Raw genomic sequence first — 20,671 nt, 5'->3', positions numbered from 1 at the left:
GCCCGGCGCGGACCGGACCCCGGCACCCCGCCACCCGCGTCGGATCACGGCGGGAAGCTCCGCATACCATCGACGTCGGGCACCTTTGCCCTGCATGATCGAGTTATCACGCAGAGCAGGCGCCAATGCCGTATTCGACGAGGGGATGCCGTGGACGAGAGCGGGAAGCCGCAGGACCCCAAGGAGTCCGCGCAGGCCCAGCCGCCCCAGCAGCCCGAGCACGGCGACGGCGCCAAGGAACCGGCGCCGGTCAGGCAGCGGGGCGTCGGCGGCGGCATCCTCATGGGCCGCCCCTTCGGCGTGCCCGTCTACGTCGCCCCCAGCTGGTTCCTGGTCGCCGCCCTGATCACCTGGGTCTTCGGCGGCCAACTGGAGCGCGTGCTGCCCGAGCTCGGCGCCGCCCGCTACCTGGTCTCCCTCTTCTTCGCGGTCGCCTTCTACGCCTCCGTGCTCGTCCACGAACTCGCACACACCGTCGCCGCGCTCAGCTTCAAGCTCCCGGTACGCCGCATCCAGCTCCAGTTCTTCGGCGGCGTCTCCGAGATCGAGAAGGAGACCGAGACCCCCGGCCGGGAATTCGTCCTCGCCTTCGTCGGCCCGCTGCTCTCCCTCGTCCTCGCCGGCGTCTTCTACGTGGGCATGCAGATGGTCGAAGCGGGCACCGTCCCCGGCGTCCTGCTCGCCGGCCTGATGATCTCCAACCTCATCGTCGCGATCTTCAACCTGCTCCCCGGCCTCCCCCTGGACGGCGGCCGGATGCTGCGCGCCGTCGTCTGGAAGATCACCGGCAAGCCCATGAGCGGCACCGTTGCCGCCGCCTGGGTCGGCCGCGCGCTCGCCGTCACCGTCCTCATCGGCCTGCCGCTGCTCACCCACACCGGCGCCCTCGGCCGCGCCCCCGAGGAGATCGGCGGCGCCGACTCGCTCACCGACGCCCTGCTCGCCGCGATCCTGGCCGCGATCATCTGGACCGGCGCCGGCAACAGCCTCCGCATGGCCCGGCTGCGCGAACGCCTCCCCGACCTCACCGCCCGTACGCTCACCCGGCGCGCCATCCCCGTCGAGACCGACACCCCGCTCTCCGAGGCGCTGCGCCGCGCCAACGACGCCGGCGCCCGCGCCCTGGTGGTCGTCGACCGCCAGGGCACCCCCACCGCCCTGGTCCGCGAGGCCGCCATCGTCGGCATCCCCGACCACCGCCGTCCCTGGGTCTCCGTGGGCACCCTGGCCCAGGACCTCAGGGACGGGATGCGCGTCGGCGCCGAGCTGGCCGGCGAAAACCTCCTGGAGTACCTCCGCGCCACGCCCGCCACGGAGTACCTGGTCGTCGAGGACACCGGCGAGATCTACGGCGTCCTCTCCACCGCCGACGTGGAACGCGCCTTCGTCGCCGCCATGGCCCGCCCGTCCTGAGGACGCCCCGGCTGCGCCCTGCCGCGCGCCTGCGACCGTCCGTCCTGAGGTTTGTTCGCCAGGTCCGCGCCCGGCCGTGCGTCGTCCTGGGGCCGCCGGTCCGCCCCCGGCCGTCCATGCCTGACCGGCCCCGCTCGCGCCTCCGGGCGTCCCGGGCGTCCCGCGAGTCCCGGGTGTCCCTACGGACCCGCACCGGCCGCACCCCGCCGTCCTGACGGGGCCGCCGCACCCGCCTGCTCCGGCCGCACCCCACGCCGGCCCGGCCCGGCCCCTCCCCGCACCCGCGGTTCTCGCCGCGCACCCTTGGGTAGCCCCCAGCCGGGGGGACAGCCGCGTTCGACCGCCCCGATAGCCGCCCCGCGCACCCTGGCACCGGCGGCCCCACCGCCGGCCTCCTGGCCGCCGCCCGCCGCCCGCCGCCCGTCCGCAGCACGGCCCGCCCCGCGGCCCCGGCCCCCCGCCCGCCGCTCCCCTGGTACGGGGCATGCCGTACGGCCGGTAGGCTGGTCACATGTCCGAACCGACCGGTGCCGCCCGCCGTCGCGGGCCCTTCAAGGTCGGGGACCAGGTCCAGCTCACCGACCCCAAGGGACGCCACTACACCTTCACGCTCGAAGAGGGCAAGAGCTTCCACACCCACAAGGGAGCCTTCCCCCACGACGAGCTGATCGGCGCTCCCGAGGGCAGTGTTGTCCGTACCACCGGGAACGTCGCCTACCTCGCGCTGCGCCCCCTGCTCCCCGACTACGTCCTGTCCATGCCCCGCGGCGCCGCCGTGGTCTACCCCAAGGACGCGGGGCAGATCCTGGCGATGGCCGACATCTTCCCCGGCGCCCGCGTCGTCGAGGCGGGCGTGGGATCCGGCTCCCTCAGCAGCTTCCTGCTGCGCGCCATCGGCGACGACGGCATGCTGCACTCCTACGAGCGCCGCGCCGACTTCGCCGAGATCGCCACGCAGAACGTGGAGCGCTACTTCGGCGGCCCGCACCCCGCCTGGACGCTCACCGTCGGCGACCTCCAGGACAACCTCTCCGACACCGACGTCGACCGCGTCATCCTGGACATGCTCGCCCCCTGGGAGTGCCTGGAGGCGGTCTCCAAGGCCCTGGTGCCCGGCGGCATCCTCTGCGCCTACGTGGCCACCACCACGCAGCTGGCCCGCACGGTCGAGGCGATCCGCGAACACGGCACCTTCAACGAGCCGTCGGCCTGGGAGACCATGGTCCGCACCTGGCACGTCGAGGGCCTCGCCGTCCGCCCCGACCACCGCATGATCGGCCACACCGGCTTCCTGCTCACCGCACGCCGTCTCGCCGACGGAGTCGAGCCCCCGCTGCGCCGCCGCCGACCGGCCAAGGGCGCTTACGGGGAGGACTACGCAGGGCCGGGCGGGCGGGAGAAGAGCGTGCCGGGCGGGCGGGAGAAGAGCGTGCCGGGCGGGCGGGAGAAGAGCGTGCCGGGCGGGCGGGAGAATGGCGTCCCCGGTAGGCCCGACGGGGCGGCGTCCGCCCGCCCGGACGGCTCCAACGAGCACGGCTGACGCGCCCGCTCCGGCCGCCGAACCACCAGGCGCCGCCGACGAGTTCCCCGCCGGGGAACCGCCGGCGGCGCCGTTTCGTTTCCACCCCGGCATCTGCACGGAAAACTCCGCCCCCGCCGGTTCCTTGCCGACCCCTCCTGTGGAACGATGCTGGGCACTCCCACCGCCACAGCACTTCACAGGAGTTACCCCACGTGCAGCCCTTGGCAGGCCAGGACCTGTTGCACACCCAGCCCCACCCCATGCACTGGCTCGCCACCGCGACCGCCGTCTCGGCGGTCATCGCGGTCTCGTCCCTCATCCAGCCGCCCGACGCCACGGCCACGGCGGTCGCCACCACCCGGTCCGCGCGGCCCGCGCCGGCTCCCGACCCGAGCCGGGTGGTGTTTCCCGTCAACTGCGGGCCCAACCGCCTCGACGTGACCGACAAGGTCTCCGGCGACCTCGACGGCACCGGCGGTACGGAGACCGTCGCCGTGGTCCGCTGCCACACCGAGGCCGGGACCCCGCCCAGCGGCGTCTACGTCCTCGCGCAGCCCTCCGACCCCAAGGCCGCACCGCGCATCGTCGCGACCCTTCTGGCGCCCGACCGGCGGCTCACGGTCCAGGACATCGGCATCCAGGGCCGGGAGATCTCCACGACGCTGCTCGGCTACTCCACGCTCGATGTGCCGCGCTGCTGCCCCGACGTCCACAAGAGCGTCAAGTGGCAATGGCAGGGCGGGAAGTTCGTCCAGAGCGAACTCCCCGCCGACGGCACCACCGAGGGTGCCTGATCCCTCACCCGACGTGCTCGCGTCCGCCGATCTCCCGTGTCTCGCCTACGCCCTGTCCGTACGCGTCCACACCGCGTGATACGTGCTGTTCAGCCGGCGTCCGGCCCGTAGACCTCGACCTGGTCGGCGACGCGGCGCACGTGGATGCAGTCGCCGGGACACTCGTTGGCCGAGTCCCGCACATCGTTGAGCAGCGGCAGGGGGACGGGCGTTGTGGCCCCCTTCTCCTGCAACAGCTCGTCGTCCGCGCTCTTGACATAGGCCAGGCCGTCGATGTCCAGCTCGAAGACCTCCGGCGCGTACTGCGCGCAGATGCCGTCCCCGGTGCACAGGTCCTGGTCGATCCAGACTTCCAGCTCCGGTGCTTCGTCCTGCGCGGTCATCTCGCCTGCCGTTCCTGCGTACGTGAACCGTTTTTGTCTAAGTGGCGCCAGCCCTGACGGGTGTTGACCGACTCGACGATACAACCGCTCGCTTTCCGATGTTGTTGGGTGGGTATTCCCTTGGCGTGAGGACGTGCGCAAGGGTGAAGATCGGACACACCCCGACAGTCTTTTCGATCTAGGGGTTTCAACCTGCACCGGCCCAGGTAGGGTCAGGAAGCGTCCAGCTCCTTGGAGGAGGTGAGGACCGTGGCAGCCCACGACGACGACATCAACCGCGGCATCCGGCCGGGGCGCGGGTCTGAAGATCCAGCCGGCCAGGTTGCCTATCTTGAGCAGGAGATCGCCGTCCTGCGACGCAAGCTCGCCGACTCTCCGCGGCACACGAGGATTCTCGAAGAGCGGATCGTCGAGCTGCAGACCAACCTGGCCGGCGTTTCCGCTCAGAACGAGCGTCTCGCCAATACGCTCCGCGAGGCCCGCGACCAGATCGTCGCGCTCAAGGAGGAGGTCGACCGGCTCGCCCAGCCGCCGGCCGGCTTCGGTGTCTTCCTGCAGGCGAACGAGGACGGCACGGTCGACATTTTCACCGGAGGCCGAAAGCTCCGGGTGAACGTCAGCCCCAGCGTTGAGATCGACGACCTCCGGCGCGGCCAAGAGGTGATGCTCAACGAAGCGCTCAACGTGGTCGAGGCCATGGAGTTCGAGTGCGCCGGCGACATCGTCACCCTCAAGGAAATCCTTGAGGACGGCGAGCGCGCGCTGGTGATCGGGCACACCGACGAGGAGCGGGTGGTGCGGCTCGCCGAGCCACTGCTGGACACCACCATCCGCCCCGGCGACGCCCTGCTGCTCGAATCCCGCTCCGGCTATGTCTACGAGGTCATCCCGAAGAGCGAGGTCGAGGAACTGGTCCTCGAAGAGGTTCCGGATATCGACTACACCAAGATCGGCGGTCTGGGCGGCCAGATCGAGCAGATCCGGGACGCGGTCGAGCTCCCCTACCTCTACCCCGACCTCTTCAAGGAACACGAACTCCGGCCGCCCAAGGGTGTCTTGCTCTACGGCCCGCCCGGCTGCGGCAAGACGCTCATCGCCAAGGCGGTCGCCAACTCCCTTGCCAAGAAGGTCGCCGAGGTCACCGGGCAGCCGGCCGGGAAGAGCTTCTTCCTCAACATCAAGGGCCCCGAGCTGCTCAACAAGTACGTCGGCGAGACCGAGCGGCACATCCGCCTGGTCTTCCAGCGCGCCAGGGAAAAGGCGAGCGAGGGCACGCCCGTCATCGTCTTCTTCGACGAGATGGACTCCCTCTTCCGCACCCGGGGATCCGGCGTCAGCTCGGACGTGGAGAACACCATCGTCCCGCAGCTGCTCTCCGAGATCGACGGTGTGGAGGGCCTGGAGAACGTCATCGTCATCGGTGCCTCGAACCGCGAGGACATGATCGACCCGGCGATCCTGCGCCCCGGCCGCCTCGACGTGAAAATCAAGATCGAGCGTCCGGACGCGGAGGCCGCCAAGGACATCTTCTCGAAGTACCTCACGGAAAACCTCCCGCTGCACGCCGACGATCTCGCCGAGCACGGCGATTCGCGCACAGCCGCGGTCAGCGGGATGATTCAGTCGGTCGTCGAGCAGATGTACGCGGAATCCGAGGAAAACCGATTCCTGGAGGTCACCTATGCCAATGGTGACAAGGAAGTCCTTTACTTCAAGGACTTCAACTCCGGCGCGATGATCGAAAACATCGTCGGACGTGCGAAGAAGATGGCCATCAAGGCTTTCCTCGAGCACAACCAGAAGGGTCTGCGGGTCTCCCACCTCCTCCAGGCGTGCGTGGACGAGTTCAAGGAGAACGAGGACCTGCCCAACACCACCAACCCGGACGACTGGGCCCGGATCTCCGGCAAGAAGGGCGAGCGGATCGTATACATCCGCACCCTCGTCACCGGAAAGCAGGGCGCGGACACCGGTCGCTCCATCGACACGGTGGCCAATACCGGCCAATACCTGTAACACCGCTCTCCGGCTGCGGATGTCCTGCACGGGGCGTCCGCAGCCGGACGCTTTTGCGGGGGCGAGCGGACCGCCCCCCGACGGCAGCGATGAACCAGGGAAAACCGGACTGGAGCAATGACTGTAATGATCTCCCCAGCGCCGCAAAGGCGTTCTAGGCTCTTCGGTACCGCTGCGTCACGCTGTGCTGACGCGGGGCACGCACACGGACCGGAAGCGCAGCGGTACTTGAGCGCCGGCCCCATCCGGGGCCGCCGCCGGGCAAGGAGGGCCGCATGACCGTACGGCGAGTAATGGGGATCGAGACGGAGTACGGGATCTCCGTCCCCGGCCACCCGAATGCCAATGCCATGCTCACCTCGTCCCAGGTCGTCAACGCCTACGCGGCGGCGATGCACCGGGCACGCCGTGCCCGCTGGGACTTCGAGGAGGAGAACCCGCTGCGGGACGCCCGCGGCTTCGACCTCGCCCGCGAGGCCGCCGACTCCAGCCAGCTCACCGACGAGGACATCGGCCTGGCCAACGTGATCCTCACCAACGGGGCCAGGCTCTACGTCGACCACGCACACCCCGAGTACAGCGCCCCCGAGGTCACCAATCCGCGCGACGCGGTCCTCTGGGACAAGGCCGGCGAGCGGATCATGGCCGAGGCCGCCGAGCGGGCCGCCCAGGTCCCCGGCGCCCAGCCGATCCACCTCTACAAGAACAACACCGACAACAAGGGCGCCTCCTACGGGACGCACGAGAACTACCTGATGAAGCGGGAGACCCCCTTCTCGGACATCGTGCGCCACCTGACGCCGTTCTTCGTCTCCCGGCAGGTCATCACCGGCGCCGGCCGGGTCGGAATCGGCCAGGACGGCCACGAGCACGGCTTCCAGATCAGCCAGCGCGCCGACTACTTCGAGGTGGAGGTGGGCCTGGAGACGACCCTCAAGCGGCCCATCATCAACACCCGCGACGAACCGCACGCGGACGCGGAGAAGTACCGCCGGCTGCATGTGATCATCGGTGACGCGAACCTCTCCGAGATCTCCACGTACCTGAAGCTGGGCACCACCTCGCTGGTGCTGTCCATGATCGAGGACGGCTTCATCGCCGTCGATCTTGCCGTCGATCAGCCCGTACGCACCCTGCACCACGTCTCGCACGACCCCACGCTGCAATACCTGATCACGCTCCGCAGCGGCCGTACGCTCACCGCCGTACAGCTCCAGATGGAGTACTTCGAGCTGGCCCGCAAATACGTCGAGGACCGCTACGGGGCGGATGCCGACGAGCAGACCAAGGACGTCCTGACCCGGTGGGAGGACGTGCTCGGGCGGCTGGAGAACGACCCGATGAGCCTGTCCGGCGAGCTGGACTGGGTCGCCAAGCGCGAGCTCATGGAGGGCTACCGCCGGCGGGACGGCCTGGACTGGGACTCCGCCCGGCTGCACCTCATCGACCTCCAGTACGCCGACGTGCGTCCGGAGAAGGGCCTGTACAACCGTCTGGCGGCCCGCGGCAAGATGAGGCGACTCCTGGACGAGCCCGCGGTCGAGCGGGCCGAGCTGAAGCCTCCGGAGGACACCAGGGCCTACTTCCGCGGCCGGTGCCTGGAGCAGTACGCGGACGATGTCGCCGCCGCCTCGTGGGATTCGGTCATTTTCGATCTGCCCGGCCGTGACTCCCTGCAACGGGTGCCCACGCTGGAGCCGCTGCGCGGGACCCGTAAGCACGTCAAGGAGCTGCTGGACCGGTGCCGGACGGCAGAAGAGCTGGTCAGGACGTTGTCCGGCCGCTGACTTGCGGCAGGTTCATGGCAAATTCGCCATGATCGGCAGCTGATCCGCGGCTGAAAAGGTCGCGGCGTGGGAATCATCGAGGTGACTCCCGGGCGTTGCAGGAAGTGCAGGGCCGATGTCGGACCCTGCTTGTAGGGTCGGATCTTGAAGGTCACATCGAGCGGGGCGAACCGAGCGGGGTGAGGGATATGGCGACCAAGGACAGCGGCGGCGGACAGCAGAAGGCCACCCGTTCCACCGAAGAGGTCGAGGAGCAGACGCAGGACGCGCAGGTCTCCGAGGACCTCAAGGAGCGGCAGGAGAAGCTGAGCGACGACGTGGACTCGGTCCTCGACGAAATCGATGACGTACTCGAGGAGAACGCCGAGGATTTCGTGCGTTCCTTCGTTCAGAAGGGTGGGGAGTGATTCAACCTTCAAAATGAAGGTTGAAATAGGGGAGGGTGTAGTTGTCCAAGGCGGACGAGGGGCGGCGTTGCTCGCGGTGCCGGGAGCGGAAACCGCGGGTGGCGTTCGCCGGCAACAGGTCCATGCGAGATGGCCTCCAGGCGTACTGCCGTGAGTGTGCGGCGGCGTACCACCAGGCGCGCCAGCTTGCTCGCGGCAAGAATGTCAGGCCGAAAGTCGAGGCGCCGGAAGGGTACAAGCATTGCCGCACGTGTGGGGAGGCTAAACCGCACAGCGAGTGGCATCGGAATCGTCGCACTTCGGATGGATTCGCCACGCTCTGCAAGCCGTGTAAAGCAGCGAAAGGGCGGGTCCGTCACCTGAAGCGCCAGTACGGCATCACCGAAGCCGAGCGTGACGCTCTGGTCAAGGAGCAGTGGGGGCTGTGCGTAATCTGCTTGGACGCCGCTCCCGCGCATGTGGATCACGATCACGAGACGGGTAAAGTCCGAGGCGTACTGTGCTTCAGCTGCAATGCAGCCTTGGGCCAATTCAAGGATCGGCCGGACGCCTTGAGGCGGGCGGCTGAGTATCTGGAAGGAAACGTGTGGAAGCCAATCCTCGAAGCACCGGGCGTCTACCGGCTGCCTTCCTGACGCCCGGGTCGTCCTCGTTCATGGACTTTCTCGGTGACCACTCGCCCGAGCTGCTGCCGGGCAAGCGCCCGTTGCCGCCGGTGCAGGGCGCCATCGAGGCGCCGCACGGCACGACCATCGTGGCGACGTCCTTCCCCGGCGGTGTGGTGCTCGCCGGTGACCGTCGGGCGACGATGGGCAATGTGATCGCGCAGCGCGACATCGAGAAGGTCTTCCCGGCAGACGAGTACTCGGCGGTCGGTATCGCGGGCACGGCCGGGCTCGCGGTGGAGATGGTCAAGCTGTTCCAGCTGGAACTGGAGCACTTCGAGAAGGTCGAGGGGACCCAACTCTCCCTGGAGGGCAAGGCGAACCGCCTCTCGACGATGATTCGCAGCAACCTCGGGATGGCCATGCAGGGCCTCGCCGTGGTGCCGCTGTTCGCCGGCTACGACATCGACCGCGAGAAGGGCCGTATCTTCTCGTACGACGTCACCGGCGGGCGCTCGGAGGAGCACGGCTTCGCGGCGACGGGCTCCGGCTCGGTCTTCGCGCGCAGTGCGCTGAAGAAGCTCTTCCGCGAGGACTTCACGGAGCATCAGGCCGCCACCGCCGTCGTCCAGGCGCTGTACGACGCCGCCGACGACGACTCGGCGACCGGCGGGCCGGACATGGCGCGGCGGATCTACCCGATCGTCACGGTGATCACGGAAGAGGGCTTCAAGAAGCTCACCGAGGCCGAGGTCTCGGAGATCGCCCGCGCCGTTCACGAGCGCCGCCTCGATCAGCCCGACGGTCCGCGCGCCGCGCTGCTCTGACGGGACGGATGTTCCGCCATGCGCCCCCAGCCACCGAGAGAGCTTTTGACAGGAAGGGACGGATAGCCGGTGTCGACGCCGTTCTATGTCTCACCCCAGCAGGCCATGGCCGACCGTGCCGAGTACGCCCGCAAGGGCATCGCGCGCGGTCGCAGCGTCGTGGTGCTGCAATACACCGACGGCGTGGTCTTCGTCGCCGAGAATCCCTCCCGCGCCCTGCACAAGGTCAGCGAGATCTACGACCGCATCGCCTTCGCTGCGGTCGGCAAGTACAACGAGTTCGAGAGCCTGCGGATCGGCGGTGTGCGCTACGCCGATCTGCGCGGCTACACCTACGACCGGGATGACGTGACCGCGCGCGGTCTGGCCAACGTCTACGCGCAGACGCTCGGCTCGATCTTCTCCAGCGCGGCCGAGAAGCCCTACGAGGTCGAGCTGATCGTGGCCGAGGTGGGCAACGCCCCCGAGGACGACCAGATCTACCGGCTGCCGCACGACGGCTCGATCGTGGACGAGCACGGCTCGGTCGCGGTGGGCGGCAACGCGGACCAGATCAGCAGCTATCTCGACCAGCGGCACCGCGACGGGATGACGCTGGCGGAGGCGCTGCGGCTGGCGGTGGAGTCGCTGTCGCGGGACACCAACGGGGGCGAGCGGACGCTGACCGCCGAGCACCTGGAGGTCGCGACCCTGGACCGGACCCGCCCGCAGCAGCGGAAGTTCAAGCGGATCCTGGGCCGCCAGCTGTCCCGGCTGCTGGACGAGCACGGTGCCTCGGGAGCGGAAAAGCCCGAGGCCGACGGCGAGGAGGGGGACTCGGGCGAGTCCTCGGGTGCCGGCGACGCGTCCGGCGCGGCCGGCAAGGGCGCCAAGGGGAAGGGCGCCAACGGCAAGGCCACCGAGGGCGGAGCCGGCGGCAAGGACGACTCCGGTCCGGACGCCGCCGACGGGAGCGAAGGGGAGTCCGGGTCCGCGGACTGAGGATTCCGGAGGAACGCCGGCCGGCCTCCGTGCCCGGATCGCGCGCCCCGGTGGGTCATCGCCCGCCGGGGCGCGCGCTGTTGTGCGGGGCGCCCGGCGGCGGGGCGGTGGAGCCGCGCGGAACGAGCGTGACGGGGAGCGTCTCGGCGCCGGCGGGGGCGCCGTCCAGCACGGCCATCAGGGCGCGCATACCGGCCTCGCCGAACTCCTCCGCGGGGAGCCGTACGGTCGTCAGCTCCGGTTCCACGGCGACGGCCAGGGCCAGGTCGTCGAAGCCGGTGACCGAGATGTCCTCCGGGATGCGCAGACCGAGGCGGCGGACCGCCTTGCAGGCGCCGGCGGCGATGATGTCGTCGTCGCACAGGAGCGCGGTGGGGCGGGGGCCGGGGGCGGTCAGCGCGGTGTGCGCGGCGTGGAGTCCGGCGGTGACGCCGAGGGCGGCCGGCTGCCGGTGCAGTACGGCGCCGGGGACGCCGGCCAGGGTGTCGCCGAGGGTCCGGGCGCGGACCGCGAAGGTCCAGGAGTCGACATCGGCCGCGAGGTGGGTGATGCGGCGGTGCCCGAGGCCGGTGAGGTGGCGGGCCAACTGCCGTACGCCGTCGGCGATGTCGAGGTTGACGGTGGCCGAGGCGCGGGTGTCGGCGGGGTCGCTGTCGAGCATCACCAGGGGCAGCCCGGCGGCGCGCAGCGGGGTGAGAGCCTCGGCGGCCATGGAGGAGGCGATGACGCCGTCGAGGGTGGCGGCGGCGGAGTCGAAGGGGTCGCGGGCGGGGCCGATGCCCTCGGGGGACGGGTAGAGGACCACGCCGAAATCGTGGCCGGCGGCGATCCGGGCGGCGCCCGTGTAGACCCGGGCGAAGAACTCGGTGGTGAGGGCCGGCACGACGAGCAGCGCCGTACGGGTGCGGCCCATGCGTAGGCTGCGGGCGGCGAGATTGGGGCGGTAGCCCAGCTCGCGGGCGGCGGCGCGGACGGCGTCGGCCTTGCCCGGGGAGACCCGGCCGCGCCATTTGTCGCCGAGGACGAGGGAGACGGCGGCCTGCGAGACGCCGGCGACGCGGGCGACGTCGCGGCTGGTGACACGGTCGGCGGCGGCCGGGCGGCGGGCAGGCTGCGCGGCCTCGTTGCTGGTCACCGGGGTGTCACTCCTTGCGTGTGTCCGCTGCGGGGTGGACCCGCGGATTGCCGCCATGGTACGTATGACGGCGGAAGTTATACGTAACACGTCCGGGCCGGCCCGGGTCGGGCGGAGAGGGGCAGGCATGGCCGCGGGATATGCGGATTTGCTCAGGACCCGGCATGCGGCCCGGCTGCTGGCGGGGACCCTGGTGGGCCGGCTGCCGAACGCCACCGCGCCTCTGGCGGTGGTCCTCTTCGTCCGCGCCCAGGGCGGCAGCTACGCCCTGGCCGGCGCGCTCTCCGCGGTCTACGGCGTCTGCAACGCGATCGGCCAGCCGCTCCTCGGGCGGGCGGTGGACCTCTACGGGCAGCCGCGGGTGATGCTGCCCGGCTCGGTGCTCTCCGCGCTCGGGATGGCGCTGCTCGCGGCCGTCGGGGTGGATCCGCTGTGGCTCGCCTACGCCGCCGTGGTGATCGCCGGGTTCTTCACCCCGCCGCTGGAGGGCGGGCTGCGGGCGCTGTGGCCGGGGGTGCTCCGGCGCGCGGACCGGGTGCACGCCGCGTACGCGCTGGACGCGGTGGCGCAGGAAGTCATGTTCGCGGTGGGGCCGTTGCTGGTGACGCTGTGCGTGGCGGCCTGGTCGGCCGGCGCGGCGCTGCTGGTCATCAACGCGCTCGGGGTGCTCGGCGCGCTGTCCGTCGTGGTCTCCGAGCCCTCCCGGGAGTGGCGCAGCGGACCGCGCGAGGCGCACTGGCTGGGGGCGCTGCGGTCGGCTGGGATGCTGGTGCTGATCGGTGCGTTCTTCTTCGTCGGGCTGGCGCTGGGGTCGATAGCGGTGGCGGCGGTGGCGTACGCCGATGAGCACGGTGGCGGGATGGTCTCCAGCTATCTGCTCTCCGCGCTCGGCGCCGGGGCGCTGGCCGGCGGCATCGTCTACGGCGCCCGGGAGTGGCCGGGGCGTCCGGAGGGGCGGCTGCGGCTGCTCGTCGCGCTGCTGGCGCTGGGGTATCTGCCGCTGGCGCTGGTGCCGGGTGTGGCCGGGATGACGGCGCTGACGGGCGTGGCCGGGGTGTTCCTGGCGCCCGCGCTGGCCTGCGCTTTCGTGGTGGTGGACCGGCATGCGCCCAAGGGGACGGTGACGGAGGCGTTTTCCTGGCTGGTGACCACGTTCGGGGTCGGTTCGGCGGTGGGCGCCTCGGTGGTGGGGCCCGTGGTGGAGGCCGGTGGTCCGGCGGGCGGGTTCGCGGTCGCCGGGGCCGGCGGGGTCGCCGCGCTGCTCGTCCTTTTGTCGACGAAGCGCTTTCTGGGTGACCCGGTGCAGCGTACAGCGGGTGCGCGCCCGGCGGAAAATGATCGAAACGGGGCTGTCGAACCCGGTTTCAGAGCAGGCCATCAGGCGTAATGTTCAGTCATGGACCGCCGCATTTTCGGGCTGGAGAACGAGTACGGCGTCACGTGCACGTTCAGGGGACAGCGCCGACTGTCTCCTGACGAGGTGGCGCGTTACCTCTTCCGCCGAGTCGTGTCATGGGGCCGCAGCAGCAATGTCTTCCTGCGGAACGGCGCCCGCCTGTACTTGGACGTGGGTTCGCACCCGGAATACGCAACTCCCGAGTGCGACAACGTGACCGAGCTGGTCACGCACGACAAGGCCGGTGAGCGCATTCTCGAAGGTCTGCTCGTCGACGCCGAACGCCGGTTGCACGAGGAGGGAATCGCGGGCGACGTCTATCTCTTCAAGAACAACACCGATTCGGCGGGAAACTCCTACGGCTGCCACGAGAACTATCTCGTCGCCCGGCACGGCGAGTTCTCCCGGCTCGCGGACATCCTCATTCCGTTCCTGGTCACCCGGCAGCTGCTGTGCGGCGCGGGCAAGGTCCTCCAGACCCCGCGCGGCGCCGTGTACTGCGTCAGCCAGCGGGCGGAACACATCTGGGAGGGCGTCTCCTCGGCGACCACCCGCTCGCGGCCCATCATCAACACCCGCGACGAGCCGCACGCGGACGCCGAGCGCTACCGCCGGCTGCACGTCATCGTCGGCGACTCGAACATGTCCGAGACGACGATGATGCTGAAGGTCGGCGCCACCGACCTCGTCCTGCGCATGATCGAGGCGGGCACCGTCATGCGCGATCTGACGCTGGAGAACCCGATCCGGGCGATCCGCGAGGTCAGTCACGACATCACCGGCCAGCGCAAGGTGCGGCTGGCGAGCGGGCGCGAGGCGTCGGCGCTGGAGGTCCAGCAGGAGTACTACGAAAAGGCCGTCGACTTCTGCGACCGCCGGGGAATCCGGACCGGCACCGTCGAGCGGGTTCTGGAGTTGTGGGGCCGGACGCTGGAGGCGGTCCGGGACGAGGAGCTGGACCGTATCTCCACCGAGATCGACTGGGTGATGAAGCATCAGCTCATCGAGCGTTACCGCACGAAGCACAACATCACCATGTCCCATCCGAGAGTGGCGCAGATAGACCTCGCGTATCACGACATCCACCGCCGCCGGGGGCTCTACTACCTCCTGGAGCGGAAGGGGCAAGCGGAGCGGATCTGCAACGACTTGAAGATCTTCGAGGGCAAGTCGGTGCCGCCGCAGACCACGCGTGCGCGGCTGCGCGGTGACTTCATTCGCCGGGCGCAGGAGCAGCGCCGTGATTTCACGGTCGACTGGGTGCATCTGAAGCTCAATGACCAGGCGCAGCGCACGGTCCTGTGCAAGGACCCGTTCCGTTCCGTCGACGACAGGGTCGAGAAGCTGATCGCCGGGATGTGAGCGGCGGGAATGCCAGGCGGTGCGCCGGGAGCGGAATGCTCCCGGCGCATTGCGTGTGTTGTGCCGGGAAACCGCCACAGGCGCAGGTCGTAGAGTGGCGGGCATTGCCCATCTACCCCACGAGCCCGAGTTGGACAGATGCTGAATATTCCCGGGGGGCGCTTCCCCCGTCCGTTCACCAAGCACACCCGTCGCGCCGCCGTCGCCGCGCTGGCCGTGCCCGTTCTGCTCTTCACCGCCGCCTGCGGGTCCGACGACGGCAAGACCTCCGGCGAGGCGGTGGTCAAGGTGGCGGGCACCGCGGGCAAGAAGCCCACGATCACCGTGCCCAAGGGTGCCAAGCCCACCGACAAGGCCGTCACCAAGACCCTCATCGAGGGCAAGGGCGCGGTGGTCGACAAGGGTGATCTGGTCCGGCTGGACTTCGTCGCGCAGACGATGAAGGGCCAGAACCTCGGCAGCAGCTGGACGCCGGAGCCGGGGGCCAAGCCGGGTGCGCCGCGGACCCAGGTCGTCAGCGAGGTCACCGACCAGATGACGCAGCAGATGCTGCCGCCCAAGGTCATGACCTCGGTGGCCGGGCAGAAGGTCGGCGGCCGGTTCGAGGTGGAGGGCACCGCGAAGGCGCTGATCGGCGAGGGCCTGAACCCGCAGTCCGGCATCAAGCCGGAGGACGGCCTGGTGTGGGTCGTCGACGTGGTCGGTGCGAAGAAGGTGGACAAGAAGGCGAAGGCCGAGGGCACCCAGGCGGCGCCGGAGGACGGGATGCCGGAGGTCAAGGCGGCGGACGACAAGGCCGCGACGATCACCGTCCCCAAGGGGGAGAAGGCGCCCGCCGACCTCAAGCAGCAGGTGCTGATCAAGGGCAAGGGCGCCGAGGTGAAGGCCGGTGACGGGCTGATCGCCCAGTACACCGGTGTGAAGTGGGAGGACGGCAAGAAGTTCGACTCGTCCTGGGACCACGGGGGCGCGACCGCGTTCCAGATCGGTACCGGGCAGGTCGTCCAGGGCTGGGACCAGGCGCTGGTCGGCAAGCACGTCGGGGACCGGGTGGAGGTCGTGATCCCGCCGAAGCTGGGCTACGGCGGGAGCCCGCAGCACGAGCTGGCGAAGAACACCCTGGTCTTCGTGGTCGACATCGTCGGCACGGTCTGACGGCGGCTGCCGCAAGATCTGCAAGACTGGCCCGGTAATCGAAAAGATTCGCAAGTAGGAGCACATACGTGAACATCGACAAGCCCGAGATCGACTTCCCCGAGGGCCCGGTTCCCACCGACCTGGAGATCGTGGACCTGTGGGAGGGCAACGGGCCGGTCGCCAAGGCCGGGGACATGGTCTCCGTGCACTACGTCGGCGTCTCCTTCAGCACCGGCGAGGAGTTCGACGCGAGCTGGAACCGAGGCAAGCCGCTCCAGTTCCAGCTGGGCGTCGGCCAGGTCATCCCGGGTTGGGACAAGGGTGTGCAGGGCATGAAGGTCGGCGGCCGGCGCCGGCTGACCATCCCGCCGCACCTCGCCTACGGCGAGCGCGGCGCCGGTGGCGGCCGTATCGCGCCGAACGAGACGCTGATCTTCGTCTGCGATCTGGTCGCGGTCTGAGACCCCGTCCGACGCTCCGAGGGCCCATGCTGGATGGCATGGGCCCTCGGCTTTGCCGCACGCACCCAGAACGGTACGGTCAGCGGTCGGGAGCTCAACGAGAGAGGGCGTCGATGGCGATTGCCAAGGCCGAGCGGCTGATGAGTCTGGCGCTGTGCCTGCTGGGGACGCGACGCCCGCTGTCCAAGCGCGAGCTGCGGACGTCGATCGAGGCGTACATCGAGGTCGGTAGACCGGGCGGTGCCGCGGTCGGCAGACCGGGAAACGCTGTGGTCGGTAGACCGGGCGGTGCCGCGGCCGGCGGGGACGAGTCCTTCAACCGGATGTTCGAGCGGGACAAGGACGATCTGCGCGAACTCGGTCTGGTCATCGAGACCGTCGACGGGATCGACGGCGAGGTCGGCTATCTCGCCCGCCGCGACAGCAACCGGCTGCCCCCGATCACTCTGGACGCCGAGGAGGCCGCCGCCCTCGGGCTCGCCGCCAAGGTCTGGCAGCAGGCCCGGCTCGCCGGTGCGGCCAGCGGCGCCCTGCAGAAGCTGCGCGCGGCCGGGATGCCGCTGGTCGGGGACGGCGGGGACGTGGACGCCGGGCAGCCGCACAGCGCCCTGGAACCGCGGATCCCGGCCCACGAAGCCGCCTTCGAGCCGCTGATGCTGGCCTGCCGCGACCGCCGGCCGGTGGTCTTCGACTACCGCAAGTCCAACGCCGCGCGCCCCGAGCAGCGGCACATCGAGCCGTGGATCCTGGAGTGCTGGCGCGGCCACTGGTACGTCGCCGGCTGGGACCGGGAGCGGCAGGCCGAGCGGGTCTTCCGGCTGTCCCGGATCACCGGCAAGGTCCGTTCCCGGCAAGGGGCGTTCACCGCTCCGGTGCCCGACCACGTCACCGTCCGCGAGACCGTCGAGAGCTGGGCCGGGGAGACCGCCACCGGCACCGCGAGGATCAAACTCCGCGCGGAGCACGGCTATCCGCTGCGTGCCCGCGCGCTGACCGTCCGCGCGCTGGGCGACGGCTGGGACGAGCTGGAGATCCCGTACGGGCACGGACTCGACGCCTGGCTCGTCGAGTTCGGGCCGGATGTGGTCGTACTGGAACCCGCGGAGCTGCGTGCCGACGTCGTCGATCGGCTGCGCGCCGTGGCCAAGGGCTGAGAGGGACGGGGAGCGGACTCCATGGCTACGAACGCGATCGACCAGACCCGCCGGATGCTGTCGCTGGTGACGTATCTGCGCGAGCGCCCCGGCGCCCGGGTCGGCGATGTCGCCCGCGCCTTCGGCATCACCGAGGACGAGCTGATCGCCGACCTCGACGTGCTGCCGATGTGCGGGACGAGCTTCCGCGGCGGCGACCTCCTCGACATCGACACCGACGGCGACCGCATCTGGTGGCACAACCCCGACGACGCCGCGGAGCCGCTGCGGCTGGCCGCCGACGAGGCCACCGCGCTGCTGGTCGCGGCGCGTGCGGTGGCCACCCTCCCGGGGCTGCGCGAGGGCGACCGGCAGGCGCTGCTGCGGGCCACCGCCAAGCTGGAGGCGGCGGCGGGCGAGGCGGCCGGGGCCAGCTCCCGGCTGTCGGTGACCTTCGAGTCCGAGGGTGGGGTGTTCGCCGATGTGGACCGCGCCATCGCCGAGCGGCGCCGGCTGTGGCTGCGCTACTACTCCCCGGCACGCGACGAGCTGACCGAGCGCGAGGTGGACCCGATCCGGCTGTTCGCCGTCGGCCACACCTACATGGAGGCGTGGTGCCGGCTCTCCGAGGCCCGGCGGACCTTCCGGCTCGACCGGGTGGCCAAGATCAAGCTGCTGGACGCGCCGGCCGACCCGCCGCCCGTCGAGCTGCGCGATCTGTCCGAGGGCCTGGTGCAGCCCGCGGCCGAGGACCCCGAGGTCGTGATCGAGGTCGGGCCCGGCGGGCGCTGGGTCGCCGAGTACTACCCGCACGACCGGGCCGACGAACTCCCCGACGGCGGGCTGCGGATCACGCTGCGCACCCCGGACCCGGCGTCGCTGCGGCGGCTGGCGCTGCGGCTGGGCCGGGACGGCCGGATCGTGTCGCCCGCGGAACTCGCGGACAGCGCGCGGCAGGCGGCCGGGCAGGCGCTCGCGGCGTACGGCGGGTGAGCCCGGTCCACCGCGGGAGCGCGCGGGCGCACCGATGACCGTTGGAGGCAGCGAAGGATGACGACCACGATGGCGACGACCACTCTGGCGAGCATGGCCGCTCCGGTGTTCTTCAAGGCGGCCTGCCCGGACTGCCGGGGCCGCTTCGAACTGGCCTCGGACGCCTTCCGGCTGGCCATCGGTGCCAGCAGCCGCACCACCTTCTACTCCTTCACCTGTCCCGAGTGCGACCGGGCGGTGCGCAGGCCGGCCGGGGAGCGCATCGTGGAGCTGCTCACCGGCGGCGGGGTGCGGACGCTGCGGCTGCACACGGGCTGAGCGGTTGTGCACCGGCCTCGCGGTTGCGCACCGGCCGAGCGAGCCCCGGCCGGTCCCGGTGTGGCGACGACGTGTGACCGGTGCGGGCGGGGCCGACGGCGGCGCTCCCGGTGGCGGCCGGCCCTCCCGCCCCGACCGATAAGCTCGCCCCATGCTCTGGCCCATGATCGCAATCGCCCTCGGCTTCCTGGGGATCGCCGTCCTCGGTGTCCTCGCCGTCCGTGTCTTCGTCGAAGTGCGGCGGCTGGCCCGGCAGGTCGGTACGGCCACGGAGCGGATCCAGCGGGCCGCACAGGACCTGGAGCGGGCCGCGGTCCCGCTCGCCGCCCGGATGCACGACGCCGCCCGTGACTGACGGCCGCGCTCTGCTCCGCCGGGGTCCCGGAAGGTAGGCTGCACCGGCGGGTCGGGCCGTGCGGTGGCACGGGCAATCCGGAATACGCACGGGGATTGCCGGACGTTCACCACCGAACGTTACGATCGAGGAACCATCCGGACGCCAGTCCGACCCCATCGGCAGGCACCACAGGAGACGCCGCCCCGGCGAGAAGGTAGTCGCACATGCTAGCCAACCTGAGGCCCACCGAGATTCTGCTGATCCTCGCCGTGGTCTTCCTGCTGTTCGGCGCGAAGAAGCTGCCCGACATGGCGCGCTCGCTCGGCAAGTCGGCCCGCATCCTCAAGAGCGAGGCCAAGGCGATGAAGCGGGAGGGCGAGGCGGAGCGGGCGGCCGACAGCGGCAGCAAGTCGCAGGCTCCTGCCGACGCGGCGCCCCAGGCACCTCGTACGATTCAGGCTGCGCCCGGTGATGTGGCGAGCTCGCGCCCCGTGGCCGAGCCGAACCGCACCACCCAGAGCTGACCGAGCCGGATCCAGCCGTCCCGACCCCGTCGGTACGGCTGACGCATGAGACGAGGAAGTGGGTTGCCCAAGTCTGCCCGCAAGCAGGAGAAGGACCCCGAGGGGCGGATGCCCCTCGCGGCGCATCTGCGTGAACTGCGCAACCGGCTGCTGAAATCGGTGCTGGCGATCCTCGTGGTCACCGTCATCGCCGCGCTCAAGTACCGGGCGATCGCCGACTTCATCACGGGCCCGACCATCGCGGCCGTCGGCTGTCCCAAGAGTGGCGGGCACCCCCACCCCTGTGCGCAGATCATCGCGAACGGCTTCATCGCGCCTTTCACGATCATGCTCAAGCTGTCGCTGACCGTGGGCCTGGTCGCCGCCAGCCCGCTCTGGCTCTACCAGCTGTGGGCCTTCCTCGCCCCCGGTCTGCACAAGCACGAGAAGAAGTACGCGCTGAGCTTCGTCGCCGCCGGTGTACCGCTCTTCGTCGGCGGTGCCTACCTGGCCTACGCGGTGCTGCCCACCACCGCCGCCGCGCTGGTCGGCCTGACCCCGGAGAACTGGTCCAACCTCTTCCCGGCCGATGACTTCTTCGACATCGTCACGCGCATGGTGCTGGTCTTCGGCTTCTCCTTCGAGTTGCCGCTGCTGCTGGTGCTGCTCAACAAGGGCGGGGTGCTCACCGGCAAGCGGATCCTGGGCTGGTGGCGGTTCATGGTGCTGGGCATCACGATCTTCGCGGCCGTCGCCACCCCGACCGGTGACCCGCTGACCATGTCGCTGCTGGCGGCCCCGATCATCCTGCTGTACTTCGGCGCCGTCGGTATCTGCCTCCTCAACGACCGCCGGCGCAGGCTCGCCGACCCGAACGCGGGTCTGTCCGACGACGAGGCGTCGGATCTGGACCTGACGCCGTCGGACGTCGATGCCATCGAGTCGGTCTCGTCCAGCCGGATGCTGCCGGAGCAGCCGAGCGGCGAGAACGACGGCAACCGCCGCGGCGGCTACGACGATGCGACCTGAGACGGCGGTGATCGGACGGCGCGCGGCAGATGACGCGTAGTCGCGGCGTCACGTGAAGTGACCTACCGCGGACCGGCCTTGCGGCCCCCGAGCTCTTCGAGCCGGGGGCCGTCGTCGTGTGCGCGGATGCGG

General features: G+C 70.4%; 21 protein-coding genes. 19 read left to right on the top strand and 2 right to left on the bottom strand.

Annotated features, from left to right (window positions below; all coding sequences use genetic code 11):
• Positions 1 to 150: 150 nt before the first annotated feature.
• From RZ84_RS07475 to RZ84_RS07465, 3 genes are all read left to right on the top strand, one after another.
• The gene (locus tag RZ84_RS07475; RefSeq protein WP_043263633.1) at positions 151 to 1,413 is read left to right on the top strand and encodes a site-2 protease family protein; all 1,263 of its coding nucleotides are present in this window, start codon (positions 151 to 153) and stop codon (positions 1,411 to 1,413) included.
• A 511-nt stretch (positions 1,414 to 1,924) separates the two neighbouring features.
• Positions 1,925 to 2,953: a tRNA (adenine-N1)-methyltransferase gene (locus RZ84_RS07470; protein ID WP_043263632.1), complete on the top strand. Its 1,029-nt coding sequence runs from the start codon at positions 1,925 to 1,927 to the stop codon at positions 2,951 to 2,953.
• Positions 2,954 to 3,147: 194 nt separating this feature from the next.
• A complete protein-coding gene (locus RZ84_RS07465) occupies positions 3,148 to 3,729 on the top strand; it encodes a hypothetical protein (protein ID WP_043263631.1) in 582 nt (193 codons plus the stop codon).
• A gap of 89 nt (positions 3,730 to 3,818) precedes the next feature.
• On the opposite strand, the gene RZ84_RS07460 is transcribed toward RZ84_RS07465, so the two are convergent.
• A complete protein-coding gene (locus tag RZ84_RS07460) occupies positions 3,819 to 4,112 on the bottom strand; it encodes a ferredoxin (protein ID WP_043263630.1) in 294 nt (97 codons plus the stop codon).
• Between the two features lie 249 nt (positions 4,113 to 4,361).
• Between RZ84_RS07460 and arc the strand changes: the two genes are divergently transcribed.
• The 6 genes from arc (at position 4,362) to prcA (ending at position 10,735) form a co-directional block, all read left to right on the top strand.
• Positions 4,362 to 6,128 carry a proteasome ATPase gene (arc, locus tag RZ84_RS07455; RefSeq protein WP_043263629.1) on the top strand — a complete coding sequence of 589 codons (1,767 nt, stop codon included), beginning with the start codon at positions 4,362 to 4,364 and terminating at the stop codon, positions 6,126 to 6,128.
• Between the two features lie 275 nt (positions 6,129 to 6,403).
• The gene (gene dop / locus RZ84_RS07450; RefSeq protein ID WP_078893622.1) at positions 6,404 to 7,915 is read left to right on the top strand and encodes a depupylase/deamidase Dop; all 1,512 of its coding nucleotides are present in this window, start codon (positions 6,404 to 6,406) and stop codon (positions 7,913 to 7,915) included.
• A 188-nt stretch (positions 7,916 to 8,103) separates the two neighbouring features.
• Positions 8,104 to 8,322, top strand: coding sequence for a ubiquitin-like protein Pup (locus RZ84_RS07445; RefSeq protein WP_043263627.1), 219 nt, complete (start codon positions 8,104 to 8,106; stop codon positions 8,320 to 8,322).
• Positions 8,323 to 8,444: 122 nt separating this feature from the next.
• The gene (locus RZ84_RS36275; protein WP_078894578.1) at positions 8,445 to 8,957 is read left to right on the top strand and encodes an endonuclease VII domain-containing protein; all 513 of its coding nucleotides are present in this window, start codon (positions 8,445 to 8,447) and stop codon (positions 8,955 to 8,957) included.
• Positions 8,909 to 9,754 carry a proteasome subunit beta gene (gene prcB, locus RZ84_RS07435; RefSeq protein WP_043263625.1) on the top strand — a complete coding sequence of 282 codons (846 nt, stop codon included), beginning with the start codon at positions 8,909 to 8,911 and terminating at the stop codon, positions 9,752 to 9,754. Before RZ84_RS36275 ends, prcB begins: the two co-directional genes overlap by 49 nt.
• A 69-nt stretch (positions 9,755 to 9,823) precedes the next feature.
• Positions 9,824 to 10,735 (top strand): proteasome subunit alpha, encoded by a 912-nt coding sequence (gene prcA / locus RZ84_RS07430; RefSeq protein WP_043263624.1) that lies wholly within the window; start codon positions 9,824 to 9,826, stop codon positions 10,733 to 10,735.
• A 55-nt stretch (positions 10,736 to 10,790) separates the two neighbouring features.
• Here prcA and RZ84_RS07425 read toward each other — a convergent pair whose 3' ends face one another.
• A complete protein-coding gene (locus RZ84_RS07425) occupies positions 10,791 to 11,870 on the bottom strand; it encodes a LacI family DNA-binding transcriptional regulator (protein WP_043263623.1) in 1,080 nt (359 codons plus the stop codon).
• Between the two features lie 127 nt (positions 11,871 to 11,997).
• On the opposite strand from RZ84_RS07425, the gene RZ84_RS07420 reads away from it, so the two are divergent.
• From RZ84_RS07420 to tatC, 10 genes are all read left to right on the top strand, one after another.
• Positions 11,998 to 13,257, top strand: a complete 1,260-nt coding sequence (locus tag RZ84_RS07420; protein WP_043263622.1) for an MFS transporter — start codon at positions 11,998 to 12,000, stop codon at positions 13,255 to 13,257.
• A 9-nt stretch (positions 13,258 to 13,266) separates the two neighbouring features.
• Positions 13,267 to 14,628 (top strand): Pup--protein ligase, encoded by a 1,362-nt coding sequence (pafA, locus tag RZ84_RS07415; protein WP_043263621.1) that lies wholly within the window; start codon positions 13,267 to 13,269, stop codon positions 14,626 to 14,628.
• Positions 14,629 to 14,766: 138 nt separating this feature from the next.
• Complete coding sequence (locus RZ84_RS07410) at positions 14,767 to 15,783, top strand: FKBP-type peptidyl-prolyl cis-trans isomerase (protein WP_078893620.1); 1,017 nt, start codon at positions 14,767 to 14,769, stop codon at positions 15,781 to 15,783.
• Between the two features lie 68 nt (positions 15,784 to 15,851).
• Entirely contained in the window at positions 15,852 to 16,226 is a 375-nt protein-coding gene (locus RZ84_RS07405; protein WP_043263620.1) for an FKBP-type peptidyl-prolyl cis-trans isomerase, read from the top strand.
• A 113-nt stretch (positions 16,227 to 16,339) separates the two neighbouring features.
• Positions 16,340 to 17,380: a helix-turn-helix transcriptional regulator gene (locus tag RZ84_RS07400; RefSeq protein ID WP_043263619.1), complete on the top strand. Its 1,041-nt coding sequence runs from the start codon at positions 16,340 to 16,342 to the stop codon at positions 17,378 to 17,380.
• Between the two features lie 21 nt (positions 17,381 to 17,401).
• Positions 17,402 to 18,352 carry a helix-turn-helix transcriptional regulator gene (locus RZ84_RS07395; protein WP_043263618.1) on the top strand — a complete coding sequence of 317 codons (951 nt, stop codon included), beginning with the start codon at positions 17,402 to 17,404 and terminating at the stop codon, positions 18,350 to 18,352.
• Positions 18,353 to 18,421: 69 nt separating this feature from the next.
• On the top strand, positions 18,422 to 18,670 hold the full coding sequence (locus RZ84_RS07390) for a hypothetical protein (RefSeq protein ID WP_043263617.1): 249 nt from the start codon (positions 18,422 to 18,424) through the stop codon (positions 18,668 to 18,670).
• Positions 18,671 to 18,821: 151 nt separating this feature from the next.
• The gene (locus RZ84_RS07385) at positions 18,822 to 19,025 is read left to right on the top strand and encodes a hypothetical protein (protein ID WP_043263616.1); all 204 of its coding nucleotides are present in this window, start codon (positions 18,822 to 18,824) and stop codon (positions 19,023 to 19,025) included.
• Between the two features lie 206 nt (positions 19,026 to 19,231).
• Entirely contained in the window at positions 19,232 to 19,531 is a 300-nt protein-coding gene (tatA, locus tag RZ84_RS07380; protein WP_043263615.1) for a Sec-independent protein translocase subunit TatA, read from the top strand.
• A 63-nt stretch (positions 19,532 to 19,594) separates the two neighbouring features.
• Complete coding sequence (gene tatC / locus RZ84_RS07375) at positions 19,595 to 20,539, top strand: twin-arginine translocase subunit TatC (protein WP_043263614.1); 945 nt, start codon at positions 19,595 to 19,597, stop codon at positions 20,537 to 20,539.
• The last annotated feature ends 132 nt before the right edge of the window (positions 20,540 to 20,671 follow it).

The sequence above is a fragment of the Streptomyces sp. CT34 genome (assembly GCF_000805335.1).
Lineage (GTDB): Bacteria > Actinomycetota > Actinomycetes > Streptomycetales > Streptomycetaceae > Streptomyces.
Note: the sequence above shows the minus strand (reverse complement) of the source record. Positions and strands in the feature narration are given on the sequence as shown.